Consider the following 13369-nt stretch of genomic DNA (forward strand, 5'->3'; position numbering starts at 1 on the left):
GCAGCGCCCGGGATGTTGCCGCGGGCCCGGTTTTCAGGCGAGCGGGCCCAGCGAGGCGGCGTATCGTCGAATCGCGGGGGCGTCGTGCGTGCCGACGCCCCTCAGGCTCGCTGGCGTCGGCGATGATGGAGGAATGCGGGCAGCGTCAGGGTCAGCACACAGGCCAGGGTATACACGACGTGCAGCGCCGGGCTGCCCAGCGCCTCGACCCGGAAGCCGATACCCATGTCGAGATAGACGAGGAGCACCTGGAACGTGAATACCTGGATCGACGAGCGGCCGAGATAATCCAGCCACGGCACCCGGGCCGTGCGCGGCACGAACCGCAACAGCCCGGCGGTGAGCACCAGCAGACCAAGCGTATCGAACAGTCGCAGCCAGCCCATCTTTGTGCTGTCGAGCGCCGAGTCCTGTGCAGAGAGCCCGATCGACAGCAGATCGTGGCGGGCCAGGCACAGGGCGCCGAGAAAAACGAGCAGCGCCAACCACGCCGAGGCGGGCATCCGGCCGAGTGCACGCCGCACGGTGTCGCGATAACAGCCCAGTAGAAGCCCGAGCGTCCATAGCAGCTGCCAGCACAGCAGATTGAAATGGCCGGCCCGGTAGTCGCCGGCCAACAACGCGGTGAGTGGCCCGGCCGGATGCAGCAGGCTGCCGATTGCCCAGATACCCACACTCGCTGCCGCCACGAGCCCCGCATAGCCGCGCCGAATGCCCAACACGGCAAACGGCGTGACCAGTACGAACACCACGTACATGGGCAGAATGTCGAAATAAGCGGGCTGGTTGACCATCGCGAACGACAGCAGATTCCAAACCCAAGGGTGATGGATGGTCCCGCCCAGATGCCAGTACACGCCGAGCCGCGGCAATAACCAGGTCAACCCGACGAGCAGCGCCAGCGCGGCAATGTAGTAGCGATAAATCAGGGCCGCGCGGCGGATCGAGGTACGGCGCAGCGTACGCAGGTCGGGTGCCCGCAGAACATACGCCAGCGCAAACATATAGCCGGACAGAAAGACGAAGCCTTCGGCCGCGGTCACGAATCCGAGCGGCGAATAGCTGATGGCATACAGCGGCCCGCCGAGATGGTCGATCGTCATGATCACCAGCAACAAGCCGCGCAACGTGTCGATGCGATTGTCGCGCCCGGGGCGCCGATGCTCGCCGGGAACCTCGGGCTCACGAGCAGGGCGGTGTGCGCGACGCGGGTCCGTATTGCGCTCGTCGGGGGATCGCCACAATGCGTGGCCCACGGTCTGCAAGGACGGCTTCAACACAAGTGCTCCCCAAATATCCGCCGGGCAGTTCGCAACGGTTGTGCCACGCCCGGCGATGTCACGGCTTGGCGGCGACGCGACGGCTGTAAGTGCCTGTTGTCTCCAAGCGGCGCGAGCCGAGCCTGACCCGACGCCCCGCTCAAACCGGATCTGCGTCGCGAAAAGGGTTCTGGGCCGCCATGGCGATTGGCTTGCGACGTCATGAAGACCGACGGCCCTGGGACGGATCGATTATTTAAAATCAATCGAATCAAGACGTTGAAAAATCACAGCTGGAATATACGGCGTCGATCCTGATGACAGCCGGAGGCCATTCTATGATCGCGGGAGGCGAGATGCTCGATTGCTATACCCCTGTATAAGATGCTGAAAATAATAATTATTAGCAGCATATTAGTAAGCCGACACGCGGATCGTCACGCACGTCGAAATGGCTTACAGAAGCGGCCTGCGCCCATGTCCGGTCGCTAAAACCAGCGATCCATGAAAAAAGCCTCCGCTGTCGAATCAACAGCGGAGGCTTGCGATCGGACGTGTATCCGAAGTCGAATCCGCCTAGCCGTCGAGGTGGCCGAGCAACTCGTCGCAAGCGGTGGCGCAACGATTGCAGGAATCGGCACATTCGGCGCAATGCTGGTGTTGATCGCGATGCGATTCGCAGTCGCGGGCACAGGTCTGGCAGGCATCACGGCAGGCTTTGACCAGCGTGGCGGCCGCCGATTTGTCGATATGCGTCTGTCGCGACAGCACGCGCACGGTGGTGCTGCAAATGTCGGCGCAATCGAGATCCGTTCGAACGCATTGCGCCATGCCGTCATGGCCGAGGCAGGCGTCGGCGCATACCGAGCAGCATTGGCTGCATTCTGAGGGCCTGTTGCCGTTTCGTGCGAGTCCGCGCCAAGCGCTGTTTTGCGGCAAGACGAGGCGTAGCGAACGTGGCGTAGTTGTTCTACGCGAGAGAGCGACAACGCTGTATTGCCGCAAAACAGCGCTTGTCCCTTCGGGTTGGGCCGCAAATCGCGCCCGGCGGCGTTGCGAGTCTGGGTCGTGGCACGCCACGACGCGGCGACTCGCGCCTTGCCGGACACGATTTGCGGGCTCCAACGCGGCGCTCGCACGAAACGGCAACAGGCCCTAGCACGCGGCGATGCAGTCGGCCAGTTCCTTGTTGAAGTCGACGGGATTCGAATGCGTGTTGAGTCGTTCCTGAATCTGCATGGCAGAGTCCTTTATCGAGTCGATGAAGCCGTGTCATGCAAACGCGGCCGGTAAGCTCGGGTCGATAGGTGCAACTCCATAGTCGATCGGTGCGATTCGACTATCTTCGGACCGGCCGCGTCCGCGAGCGGTGACTCGGCGGCTAGCGGCACATCACGACTGCGGCGGGAATAGTAAGATGCGCCGGTCATTCGAAAATCCGGCGCGGACAGTACATGGGTACGGCCGCCGTCGGGCCTCAACGCGGAGCCGGTTGTGCAGATATGGGTCGATGCCGATGCGTGCCCGGTGGTGATCAAGCAGATTCTGTTTCGGGCCTCGAAGCGGACCGGCATGCCGGTAACGCTGGTGGCGAATCAGCCCTTGCAGGTGCCGCGCCAGCCGCAGATCCAGGCGGTGCAGGTCGCGAGCGGGTTCGACGTCGCGGACAACGAGATCGTCCGGCGCATGACGGCCGGTGATCTGGTGATCACCGCCGATATCCCGTTGGCCGCCGAGGTGATCGACAACGGCGGCCAGGCGCTGAGCCCACGCGGCGAGATGTATTCGCCTGATGACATCGCGGCCAAACGCACGATGCGCGATTTCATGGACACGCTGCGCGCCAGCGGCATCCACGGCACCGGGCCGTCGGCGCTCGGCGAGAAGGAACGCCAGGCTTTTGCCAATGCACTCGACCGCTGGCTCGCGAAAGCACGTGGCTGAATTCCATCCGGGAACGGCGATCGGGCCGCCTCTTCAAGGCGCTCGTGTCGCTCCGGCCGGAGAGGCGCTCTGCGGGTCAATGCGCGCCTGGAACGCAGAAATCGCGCAATTTCGGCCTGCGGGCGAAAAATCTCGGCCCCGGCGAGATGACATTTTTCGGTGCCGAGTCTTTTCCTTTGAGATGGCCGTAAGATTATGTTTATAAAATAATTGTTTGGGTATATAAACGCTCTCGATACGGCCCGTGAGCGGTCGATCAAGCGGCGCGGCTGGCAAATTCACCACATCAATGCTCGTGTGTTGGAGCCGTGGTGCGTATGCTTGATCGGGCAGGCAACTGCACTTATCAAAATCGTAGTACCAAGAGTAAATTATGGCCAAAGGCACAGTGAAGTGGTTTAGTTCGGAGAAAGGCTTCGGCTTTATCGCTCCTGAAGATGGCAGCAAAGATCTGTTCGTCCATCATTCGGAAATCAAAATGCAGGGTTTCGCCTCGCTCGAGGACGGACAGGCAGTGGAATTCGAAGTCGGTGAGGGCAAGAAGGGCCCTTGCGCGACGAGCGTCGTCCCGCTTTAAGGCGCGGATAACGTTTAAGCAAAAGCGGGCTGCGTAAGCAGCCCGCTTTTTTTATGTCCGGCGTATGGCATTGAACGGCGCCCCGCACCAAGCCACGCCGCCGGTCGGATCGGCTTGGGCCGTCGCGCTCCACCCGACCACAGCCCGGAATTGCCGTAATATGCGCGGTCCGTGATTTCTCGAAGCAGGAGCTTTCCCATGGCTAAAGCCAGTGCCCGTCATATCCTCGTCGACAGCGAGGACAAATGCCTCGAACTCAAGCAGCAGATCGAAAACGGCAGCGATTTCGCCGATGTCGCCCGCGAGCATTCAACCTGCCCGTCGGGCAAGCAGGGCGGCGAGCTGGGGACGTTCGGCCGCGGTCAGATGGTGCCGGCGTTTGACGAAGTGGTCTTCAGCGCCCCGTTGAACGAAGTGCAGGGTCCGGTGAAGACGCAGTTTGGCTATCACCTGCTGGAAGTGACCGCACGCGGCTAAGCGTTTGTTGTCTCGATCGACGGCGGCGGAGGCTCAGACCTCGCCGCTGTCGATGGTCAGGCGGCCGTTGAGCCGGGCGTCCAGTTCCGCCAGATCGGCCGCGGCATCCAACGGCCAGTCTACCGCCAGCGTGACGCCCTCGGCATGGTATGCCGCGTCAGCGATGACGCCTTCATGTCGCGCCAGCCAGTCGCGGGCGGGTTGCTCGTCGGCAAAGGCCAGGTCGAGCGCGACGCGCCGGCGCGGGATGTATTCGCGCGTGGGAAGATCCGCGAGCAGTTCGCTCACGGTCTGGCCGTAGGCTCGTGCCAGGCCGCCGGTGCCGAGTTTGATACCGCCAAAATAACGGATGACCACGCAGGCGATTCGGCCGAGCCCGCTGCCCTCCAGCACCTGATACATCGGTCGGCCGGCGGTACCCCCGGGTTCGCCATCGTCGGAAAAGCCGATCGCCTGATCCTCGCCGGGTGGCCCAGCGATGAAGGCGGAGCAGTGATGGGAAGCATCCGGATAGTGCGCGCGGGCCCGCGCGATCAGTTGTTCCGCGTCGTCGCCGTGCTCGATGTGGGCGCACCAGCCGATGAAGCGGCTTTTCTGGATCTCGAGCGTGGCGGTGTGAGGCACATCGACGCTCGTTGCCGGTATGGAATAGCGCATCGGCACTCCGCGGAATGAAGTCGGCGGCTGTTTGCACGCCGATTAACATGAACAGTCGCTTGAGCCGGCATGCTAGCGGTTTTCCGTGCCGCCAGGGTATGCCGCTGTCATACGTGGACCCGGGCGGCACAGGGGATGGCTTTTTTCGTATAGTGAGGCGCCTTTTCTTCGCGCCATTGGACTCCGCCTTGATCACGCATCGTCGACGCGAGCGAGCGATTGCGGTCGCCCTGACTGGGCTGGCCGGTTATGTCGATGCCCTGGGCTTCATGACGCTCGGGGGCTATTTCATTGCCTTCATGAGCGGCAATACCACCCGACTGGGCGTAGGCGCCGTGCGCAGCGTATCAACGGCGGTCGTACCGGCCGCGGTCATTATTCTGTTCGTGCTGGGCGTGGTGGGCGGATCGCTGGTCAACCATCGGGTCGGCGCGCACCGGCGGGCGGTGGTCATGGGCCTGGTGACGTTGTTGCTGGCGCTGTCGGGCGTTTGTCAGCGGGTTGATTTTTTCTGGGGCGCCATCGTGTGCATGGCGCTGGCCATGGGGGCCGAGAACACGGTATTCGAGCGCAATGGCGAGGTCAGCCTGGGGGTGACCTATATGACGGGCACGCTGGTCAAGCTCGGCCAGCGCCTGACCAGTGTGCTGCTGGGCGGCGATCGCTGGGCCTGGGCCTGGTATTTCCTGCTGTGGGTGGGGCTGCTCGCCGGTACGGTGCTCGGCAGTCTGGCCTATCTGCACTTTGCCCTGGATAGCCTCTGGTTCGCCGTAGCGCTCGGCGTGGGATTGACCGGTCTGCTGTTGTGGTGGGCTCCGGCCAGCGATTGAGCGATCAGTCGGCGCGGCGGAGCCGGCGTGGGGCGCGTTGATCGATGGTCTCGTCGCCGGACAGCGCGACGCGGTTGCGCCCGCTGCGCTTGGCGCGATAGAGCGCCGCATCGGCATCGGATAATAGCTCGTGGGCCCGGCGACGCTGGGCGGTCGCCGCGCTGACCCCGATGCTCACGGTGGTGCTGATCGTGGCGCCGCATTCCAGCCGGATGCGTTGCTCGGCGACGGTACGACATAACCGTTCGGCCACCATGAGCGCCTGGGACGGGGTGGTGTCGTAGAGCAGCATGGCGAATTCCTCGCCGCCGAGGCGGGCCAGCAGGTCGCGCCGTTTGATGCGCTCGCCGCAGACCCGGGTCACGGTCTGGATGACGCGATCCCCTTCGAAGTGGCCATGGCGATCGTTGATCGTTTTGAAGCGGTCGATATCGAGTATCAGCAGCGCGATGTTCGACCGCTCCGGGTCGTAGTCGCACAGCATTTCGTCGAGCCGGGCCAGGAATAGCCGGCGGTTCGGTAGACCGGTCAGCGCATCGGTCTCGCTGAGTTGTCGTAGACGCACTTCGAGATCGTGGCGGGCGGTGATGTTGCTGGCGAGCCATGCCACGGCGCGTTCGCCATCCACCTGATAACGCATCGGCTGGATGCGGCCTTCGAACCAGAGCTCGCCCTCGGGCCCCTCCGCGCCGCTCAAACCTGTGACGTCGGCCGCGGCCAGCGTGTATTCGACCACGCGTAGACGATCCTCGGCGAGCGTGCGGCGAATTTCGCCGAGAAACCAGTCGGCCTTGGCTTCGGGCAGCACGTCGTAGAGCGTGAAATCCACCAGGCAGGAACCATCATGGTACAGCCCCCGGTCGTTGCCGCCGATGATGGCGGCATACCGGCCGCTTTCGGTAAGCACGAAGATGGGATCGGGTAACGCCCGGAGTGCTTCGAGCTTGAGACGTGTCTCGCCGTCGTAGTCGTGGATCGCCATCGTTGTGCTGTCGCCCCCCGTTTGCGGCCTAAATGTCGCTGCTTGCAGCGCACGGCGCAACTGTGGCGGGGTGCCGCCAGCAATCACATGGGCTTGCGTCGGTCGCCGCCGAACATCAGGGCACGATACGAATACGGGTTGCGCAAATAAGCACGGCCCGGAGCGCATCGCAGGGCTGGGCGCGCCTGTCTGACGCGAGTCTTTGGCTCGTCTTGCATGATCGAGGCCGGGGCCTCGATCATGCCCGCGATGTCACGCGCGCAGTACGCCTTTCTTGAGGATGATATTGCCGTACAGCCGGCGTTCGCCGGTGGCGACGACGGCATAGGCCTGTTTCGTGCGGTCGTAGAAATCGAAGCGATCGATGAGTTCGATCGGGATCTCGCGGCCTTCGGCATCCGCCAGCATGCGATCGAATTCGGTATACATCGCCGGGCGCCCGTCGGGCGCGTCCATTGCCGCTGTCGGCGTATCGACGAAGTCGTCCAACGGTAGCAGGTCGAGCACCGCTTCCAGCGTCGCCGTGGCCGTGATGCCGGGCAGCTGGACCAGGCGCTGCGCGAGCGCGTCGGCGGGGAAATTGGCATCGACAATAACCAACTCGTCGCCGTGTCCCATGTCGGCGAGGATAGCGAGAAGCTCGCCTGTCAGCAGCGGGTTGATGTGTTTGAGCATGGTTTCGTTCCTTGATCGCGTCGCCGCCACCGACAGGGGTCGCGGCCTCGGGCGCCGGAGCGGCGCATCATTTCGGGTGCGGCAAAACTGGCGGTTTGCGGCCCGTCCGTCCATTGCACCATCGACGCATTTTTCTGGCGCACACTCTGAGCCGTCGGCGGCTTTGATCTAGCTCAATCGACGGCGCGGTCGAGCCGCATAGGATGAGTCGGGTCCCGTATTTACTCGATTGACCGATGCAACGGTCGACGGCTCGCGAACCATGACCATGCCGGTATCCGATCGTTCGACGCGGGGTGATCTCACCCGCGACACATTGCTGCAAGCCGCGATGCAGGCATTTGCCGCCGAGGGCTACGACAAGGTGAGTCTGCGCGCGCTCGCGGCGCGGGCGGGGGTGAATCAGTCGTTGATCGGGTACCACTTCGGCCACAAGCAAGGGCTGTATCGCGCCGTGTTCGTGGAGATCGCCGCGCGCATTCGGGCCCGTCTGGATCCGGAAATGGCCGCCGTGGAGGCGGCGTTGTCCGAAGGCGAGGGGGCTCGCGACCGGGCCGCCGATTTCGACGCCCTGTTCCGTCTCACCGATGGCGTACTGGCTTTGATGACCGGCCCGGGCTCGGATGCCTGGGCCCGGTTGATCATGCGCGAACAACAACGCCCGACCGAGGCTTTCGATATTCTCTACGACGGCTTCATGGGCCGTTTTCTGGACCTGGTCGAACGGTTGGTGGCGCGCTTGGCCGGGCCGATCGAACCCGAGGCGGCCCGCGTGCTGGCGCTGACCGTTCTCGGTCAGATTCTGGTGTTTCGCTCCGCACGCGCCAGCGTGCTGCGCGCGATGTCCTGGCGCGATATTGACGCGGCGGCGATGGCCACGATCCGCACTGCCCTGCATCGCAACCTGCAGGCGCTGCTTGCTGCGGCCCCGCCATGAACCACCGACGCAGTGCCATCGCGGCGGCCGTGCTGCTTGCGACCGCGGTCGTGGCGGGGCTGGCGTCGTGGTGGGACCGCGATCGTGGCCCCACCGGGCTGCGCCTCTACGGCAACGTAGATATCCGCCAGGTAGAACTCGCTTTCCGGCAGCCCGGGCGTTTGACGTCGGTGGCGGTCGAGGAGGGCGATCGGGTCCATGCGGGCCAGTGGGTGGCCGCGATCGATGCCGCGCCCTATCGCCAGGCATTGGCCCAGGCCGCCGCCCAAGTCCGGGCGGATGCCGCCGTACTGACCAAACTGGAGGCCGGCAATCGCCCGCAGGAGATCGCCGAGGCGAAGGCGGCGGTGGAACGTGCGCAGGCGACTTATCGCAACGCCGAGCGCGATTATCGACGTGAACGTCTGATGCGGGCCTCGAACGCCGCGGCACAACGTAGCCTGGATGCCGCGCGCGCGGCCCGCGATCAGGCGGCCGCCGAGCTGGCCTCGGCCGAACAGGCGTTATCGCTCCAGCGGGCCGGGGCGCGCAGCGAGGACATCGCGACCGCCCGGGCGACGCTAGCCGCGGCCCGGGCCCAGCGCGATCAGGCGCGCATCGCCCTCGGCGATACCCGGCTTTATGCCCCGGCGGCCGCCACCGTACTGTCGCGGGTGCGCGAGCCGGGCAGCATGGTGGGCCCGAGCGAGCCGGTGCTCACCCTCAACCTGCGTAATCCGGTATACGTCCGCGCCTATGTCGACGAGCCGGATCTGGGCCGTATCGTGCCCGGGGCAACGGTGACGCTGCACACCGATTCGTCGAAACGCGTCTACCACGGCCGTATCGGTTTTATCGCGTCGCAGGCGGAATTCACGCCGAAATCGGTCGAAACGCCCCAGTTGCGGACCGATCTGGTTTACCGGCTGCGGATCGTGGTGTCCGATGCCGACGAAGGGCTGCGCCAGGGCATGCCGGTAACGGTCGATGTGGCCGAACCGAGGTCGTGACGTGGCCACGTTGCCGGAACCGGGCGCGGCCCCCGTCGACGCGCCGGGCATCGAGATCACGGGGCTGACCAAGCGCTTCGGCGAGACCGTGGCCCTGGCCGGCATCGATGCCGAAATCCGGCCGGGTCGACTCACCGGGCTGGTGGGCCCGGACGGCGCCGGCAAGACAACGCTGATGCGAATCCTCACCGGGCTGATGACGCCGGACGGTGGCCGTGCGCTCGTGGCCGGGCGGGACGTCGCCGCCGGGGGCGACATCCACTCGATCACCGGTTACATGCCGCAGCGTTTCGGTCTGTACGAAGACTTGTCGGTGCTACAGAACATGCGTCTGTATGCCGAACTGCGCGGCGTGGCGGCGGCCAGCCACGATGCGGTTTTCGCCCGGCTGCTGGCATTCACCCGGCTGGCCCCGTTCACGAGCCGGCTGGCCGGCCGGCTCTCCGGCGGCATGAAGCAGAAGCTCGGCTTGGCCTGTGCGCTCATGGGCCAACCGCAGGTGCTGCTGCTCGACGAGCCGGGCGTCGGCGTGGATCCGCTCAGCCGGCAGGATCTGTGGCGCATGGTCAACGAGCTTACCGGTGCCGGCATGACCGTGGTCTGGTCTACCGCCTATCTGGACGAGGCCGAGCGCTGCGGTCATGTGTTGTTGCTCGACCGGGGGCGGCTGGCCTTCGACGGCCCGCCGGAAAAACTCACAGCGCGCCTGGCCGGGCGCAGTTTCCGGCTGGAGGCCGTGAGCGGCGAACGACGCGCCGTGCTTGCCGAGGCGCTCGAGCTGCCCAGTGTTTGCGACGGCGTGATCGAAGGCAGCGGCGTACGCGTGGTGCTGCGCCGTCAGGCCCGGCGCGACGAGATCGAGGCTCTGGCCAGCCGGTCCGGCGCCACCGTCGTGCCGGTGGCCGCGCGCTTCGAGGATGCCTTCGTCGATTTGCTGGGCGGCGGTCCCGGCGGCACGTCGGCCCTGGCGGCACGCATGGAACCGGTGACGCTGGCCGATTCGAGCCCGGTGGTCTGTCGCGATCTCAGCAAACGCTTTGGCGATTTCACCGCCACCGACCGGGTGAGTTTCGAGGTCGGGCGTGGCGAGATCTTCGGTCTGATCGGCCCCAACGGCGCCGGCAAGTCCACCACCTTCAAGATGCTCTGCGGCCTGCTCAAGCCAACCGCGGGCGAGGCCCGTGTAGCGGGCCACGATCTACGTCGGGCGGCGGGGGCGGCCAAGAGCCGCCTCGGCTACATGGCACAGAAATTCTCGCTCTATGGCCTGTTGTCCGTGCGCCAGAATCTCGACTTCTTTGCCGGCGTCTATGGCCTCGACGGCGCGCTCCGGCGCGAGCGCGTGGCCGAGATGATCGAGATCTTCCAGCTGGCGCCGTATCTGGATGCGGCACCGGAATCGCTGCCGCTGGGTTTTCGGCAGCGCCTGGCAATGGCCTGTGCATTGATGCATCGCCCGCCGGTGCTGTTTCTCGACGAGCCGACCTCCGGCGTGGATCCGCTCACCCGACGCGAATTCTGGACCCATATCAACGGGCTGGTGCGACGCGGCGTGACCGTGATGGTGACCACGCATTTCATGGACGAAGCGGAATACTGCGACCGCGTGGCGCTCATGTATCGGGCGCGGCTGATTGCGCTGGATACGCCCGATGCCCTCAAGCACGCGGCGGCGACGGCCGAATGCCCGGAGCCGAGCATGGAACAGGCGTTCATCCATCACATCCAGGCCGCCGACCGCGAAGACGAGGCCACGACGCGGTCGGCGTCACCATGAGCACGCCGCTCGTGCGCCGACACGACGGGTTCAGCCTGCGGCGTCTGGTGGCGTTGATCCGCAAGGAAAGCCGGCAATTGATCCGCGATCCGTCGACGCTGCTGATCGCCGTCGTGCTGCCGGTGGTGCTGTTGTTTCTGTTCGCGTACGCGGTATCGCTGGATATTCGCAGCGTCCGCCTCGGCGTGGTGCTGGAATCCGACAGCGCGCCGGCCCAGTCGCTGGCGGCGGCCTTCGCCGGTACGCGTTATTTCCGCGTCACGACTGTCCACGATCGCCAGGCCGTGGGCGACGCGTTGGTCTCGGGCGCGCTGCGCGGCATGGTGGTGATCCCACAGGATTTCGATCAGCGCCTGGCCGCGCGCGGCGACCGGCCGCTGGTGCAGATCATCACCGACGGGTCGCAGCCGAATACCGCCAATTTCGTGGCGAACTATGCCCGTGGCGTGGTGAGCGGCTGGCTGGCACTACAGGCACGGCCGCCGGCCGGCGCGGCGCCGCCGATCGCACTCGCGGCTCGGTTCTGGTTCAACCCCGAGATCGACAGCCGGCGCGCGCTGATTCCCGGCGCCATCGCCATCGTCATGACCATCATCGGCACCATGCTGACCGCGCTGGTGGTGGCTCGCGAATGGGAACGCGGGACGATGGAGGCGATCATGTCCACGCCGGCCTCGGTAGCCGAGATCCTGCTTGGCAAGCTGTTGCCGTACTTCGCGCTCGGTCTGGCCGCCACCGGGGTGGCCGCCTCGCTGGCCGTTTTCATGTTCGACGTACCGCTGCGCGGCTCCTGGGCCGTGCTGCTGTTGTTGTCGTCGGTGTTTCTGGTGCCGGCGCTGGGGCAGGGCTTGTTGATCTCGGCCCTGGCGCGTAATCAGTTCGTGGCCGCACAGATCGCGTTGATGACGGGCTTTCTGCCGGCGTTTCTGTTGTCGGGCTTCATCTACGAGATCGCGGGCATGCCGTGGCCGATTCGCTGGCTGACCTGCGTGGTGCCGGCGCGTTATTTCGTGGCGTCGTTGCAGACGGTGTTTCTGGCCGGCGACGTGTGGCCGCTGCTGCTGCGCGATCTGGCGGCCATGCTGGCGATCGGCGCATTGTCCTTTGCGGTCGCGCTGTGGCGTACGCGCAAGAGTCTGGATTGATGTTCCGGCGCCTGTTCAACGTCCGGCTTCGGGCTCAGATCGTCAAGGAGCTGCTCAGCATCCTGCGCGATCCGCGCAGCCGCCTCGTGCTGATCGGCCCGCCGCTGATCCAGCTGCTGGTGTTTTCCTTTGCCGCGACGCTCGAGGTGAACCACGTCGATCTGGCGGTCTATAACCGCGATACCGGGCGTGCGTCGTATGAACTGCTGGCCGAGATCGGCGCGGCCGGCTTCGTGAATCGGGTCTACGCCGTCCATAGCCCGGCCCAGCGCCGAGCCCTGATCGATCGCGAACAGGTGATCGCGGCGCTCGATATTCCGCCGGATTTCTCGCGCAACGTCGCCGCCGGGCATACCGCCACCGCGCAAGTGATTCTGGACGGCCGACGGGCCAACGCGGCCCAGATCACGCTCGGCTATCTCGACCGGATCGCGGCGCGAACGGGCGCCGAACTCGTGCCCGACAGCCCGGGCGCGCGCGATCCGACCGTGGTGCGCCACTGGTTCAATCCGAACCTGATCTATCGCTGGTATATCGTGCCGAGCCTGTCCGGCATTCTGAGCACCATCATCGCGCTGATCGTCACGGCGTTGTCGATCGCGCGCGAACGCGAACTCGGCACCTTCGACCAGCTCATGGTGTCGCCGACGACCCCGTTCGAGATCATCGTCGCCAAGACCGTGCCCGCGGTACTGATCGGCACCGTGCTCGGTCTGGTGATGATCGGTGCGGCGGTGTTCGTTTTCGGCGTGCCGTTCCGCGGCTCGTTCGGGTTGCTGTTGCCGAGTCTGGTCCTGTTGATCCTGTCGATGGTGGGGATCGGCCTGATGATCTCGGCAATCTCCTCGACCCAGCAACAAGCGATTCTCGGCGCCTTTGCGGTCGCGGTGCCGATGGTGGTGATGTCGGGCTTCGCCACGCCGGTGGACAACATGCCGCGCGTGTTGCAGTGGGTGGCCGAATGCCTGCCGCTGACGCATTTCCTGGTGATCGTGCAGGGCTGCTTCGTCAAGGCGTTGCCGCCCGGCGTGGTGTGGGGCCAGGCCTGGCCAATGGCGGCCGTGGCGGTCGTCACACTCGGCATCGCCCATGTCGTGGTACGAAGCCGGCTGGGCTGAAG

At 65.2% G+C, this 13369-nt stretch carries 14 protein-coding genes; 9 read left to right on the forward strand and 5 right to left on the reverse strand.

Annotated features, from left to right (window positions below):
- Positions 1-101: 101 nt before the first annotated feature.
- Positions 102-1280 carry an OpgC family protein gene (locus C41B8_RS10600; RefSeq protein ID WP_156962505.1) on the reverse strand — a complete coding sequence of 393 codons (1179 nt, stop codon included), beginning with the start codon at positions 1278-1280 and terminating at the stop codon, positions 102-104.
- A gap of 555 nt (positions 1281-1835) precedes the next feature.
- Positions 1836-2090, reverse strand: a complete 255-nt coding sequence (locus tag C41B8_RS10605) for a four-helix bundle copper-binding protein (protein WP_156962506.1) — start codon at positions 2088-2090, stop codon at positions 1836-1838.
- A gap of 663 nt (positions 2091-2753) precedes the next feature.
- On the opposite strand from C41B8_RS10605, the gene C41B8_RS10610 reads away from it, so the two are divergent.
- The 3 genes from C41B8_RS10610 (at position 2754) to C41B8_RS10620 (ending at position 4257) form a co-directional block, all read left to right on the forward strand.
- A complete protein-coding gene (locus C41B8_RS10610) occupies positions 2754-3203 on the forward strand; it encodes a YaiI/YqxD family protein (RefSeq protein ID WP_037337676.1) in 450 nt (149 codons plus the stop codon).
- 373 nt (positions 3204-3576) lie between these two features.
- Positions 3577-3780 carry a cold-shock protein gene (locus C41B8_RS10615; protein ID WP_037337678.1) on the forward strand — a complete coding sequence of 68 codons (204 nt, stop codon included), beginning with the start codon at positions 3577-3579 and terminating at the stop codon, positions 3778-3780.
- A gap of 198 nt (positions 3781-3978) precedes the next feature.
- The gene (locus tag C41B8_RS10620; RefSeq protein WP_037337681.1) at positions 3979-4257 is read left to right on the forward strand and encodes a peptidylprolyl isomerase; all 279 of its coding nucleotides are present in this window, start codon (positions 3979-3981) and stop codon (positions 4255-4257) included.
- Between the two features lie 33 nt (positions 4258-4290).
- On the opposite strand, the gene C41B8_RS10625 is transcribed toward C41B8_RS10620, so the two are convergent.
- Entirely contained in the window at positions 4291-4881 is a 591-nt protein-coding gene (locus tag C41B8_RS10625) for an IMPACT family protein (protein WP_232226042.1), read from the reverse strand.
- A 221-nt stretch (positions 4882-5102) separates the two neighbouring features.
- Here C41B8_RS10625 and C41B8_RS10630 point away from each other — a divergent pair, with 221 nt between their 5' ends.
- The gene (locus C41B8_RS10630) at positions 5103-5744 is read left to right on the forward strand and encodes a YoaK family protein (RefSeq protein WP_037337786.1); all 642 of its coding nucleotides are present in this window, start codon (positions 5103-5105) and stop codon (positions 5742-5744) included.
- A 4-nt stretch (positions 5745-5748) separates the two neighbouring features.
- Here C41B8_RS10630 and C41B8_RS10635 read toward each other — a convergent pair whose 3' ends face one another.
- Together C41B8_RS10635 and C41B8_RS10640 are read right to left on the reverse strand one after the other, a co-directional pair.
- A complete protein-coding gene (locus C41B8_RS10635; RefSeq protein WP_051883386.1) occupies positions 5749-6726 on the reverse strand; it encodes a GGDEF domain-containing protein in 978 nt (325 codons plus the stop codon).
- A gap of 252 nt (positions 6727-6978) precedes the next feature.
- The gene (locus C41B8_RS10640; protein WP_037337687.1) at positions 6979-7401 is read right to left on the reverse strand and encodes an RbsD/FucU family protein; all 423 of its coding nucleotides are present in this window, start codon (positions 7399-7401) and stop codon (positions 6979-6981) included.
- A 229-nt stretch (positions 7402-7630) separates the two neighbouring features.
- On the opposite strand from C41B8_RS10640, the gene C41B8_RS10645 reads away from it, so the two are divergent.
- From C41B8_RS10645 to C41B8_RS10665, 5 genes are read left to right on the forward strand one after another with little or no spacing between them, the layout of a single operon-like run.
- Positions 7631-8338 (forward strand): CerR family C-terminal domain-containing protein, encoded by a 708-nt coding sequence (locus tag C41B8_RS10645; protein ID WP_156962507.1) that lies wholly within the window; start codon positions 7631-7633, stop codon positions 8336-8338.
- Complete coding sequence (hlyD, locus tag C41B8_RS10650; RefSeq protein ID WP_037337689.1) at positions 8335-9327, forward strand: secretion protein HlyD; 993 nt, start codon at positions 8335-8337, stop codon at positions 9325-9327. Before C41B8_RS10645 ends, hlyD begins: the two co-directional genes overlap by 4 nt.
- On the forward strand, positions 9305-11104 hold the full coding sequence (locus C41B8_RS10655) for an ATP-binding cassette domain-containing protein (RefSeq protein ID WP_084188826.1): 1800 nt from the start codon (positions 9305-9307) through the stop codon (positions 11102-11104). Before hlyD ends, C41B8_RS10655 begins: the two co-directional genes overlap by 23 nt.
- Positions 11101-12249 (forward strand): ABC transporter permease, encoded by a 1149-nt coding sequence (locus tag C41B8_RS10660; protein ID WP_037337695.1) that lies wholly within the window; start codon positions 11101-11103, stop codon positions 12247-12249. Before C41B8_RS10655 ends, C41B8_RS10660 begins: the two co-directional genes overlap by 4 nt.
- Positions 12249-13367: an ABC transporter permease gene (locus C41B8_RS10665; RefSeq protein WP_037337697.1), complete on the forward strand. Its 1119-nt coding sequence runs from the start codon at positions 12249-12251 to the stop codon at positions 13365-13367. The genes C41B8_RS10660 and C41B8_RS10665 overlap by 1 nt, the downstream gene beginning before the upstream one ends.
- The last annotated feature ends 2 nt before the right edge of the window (positions 13368-13369 follow it).

The sequence above is a fragment of the Salinisphaera hydrothermalis C41B8 genome (assembly GCF_000732535.1).
GTDB lineage: Bacteria > Pseudomonadota > Gammaproteobacteria > Nevskiales > Salinisphaeraceae > Salinisphaera > Salinisphaera hydrothermalis.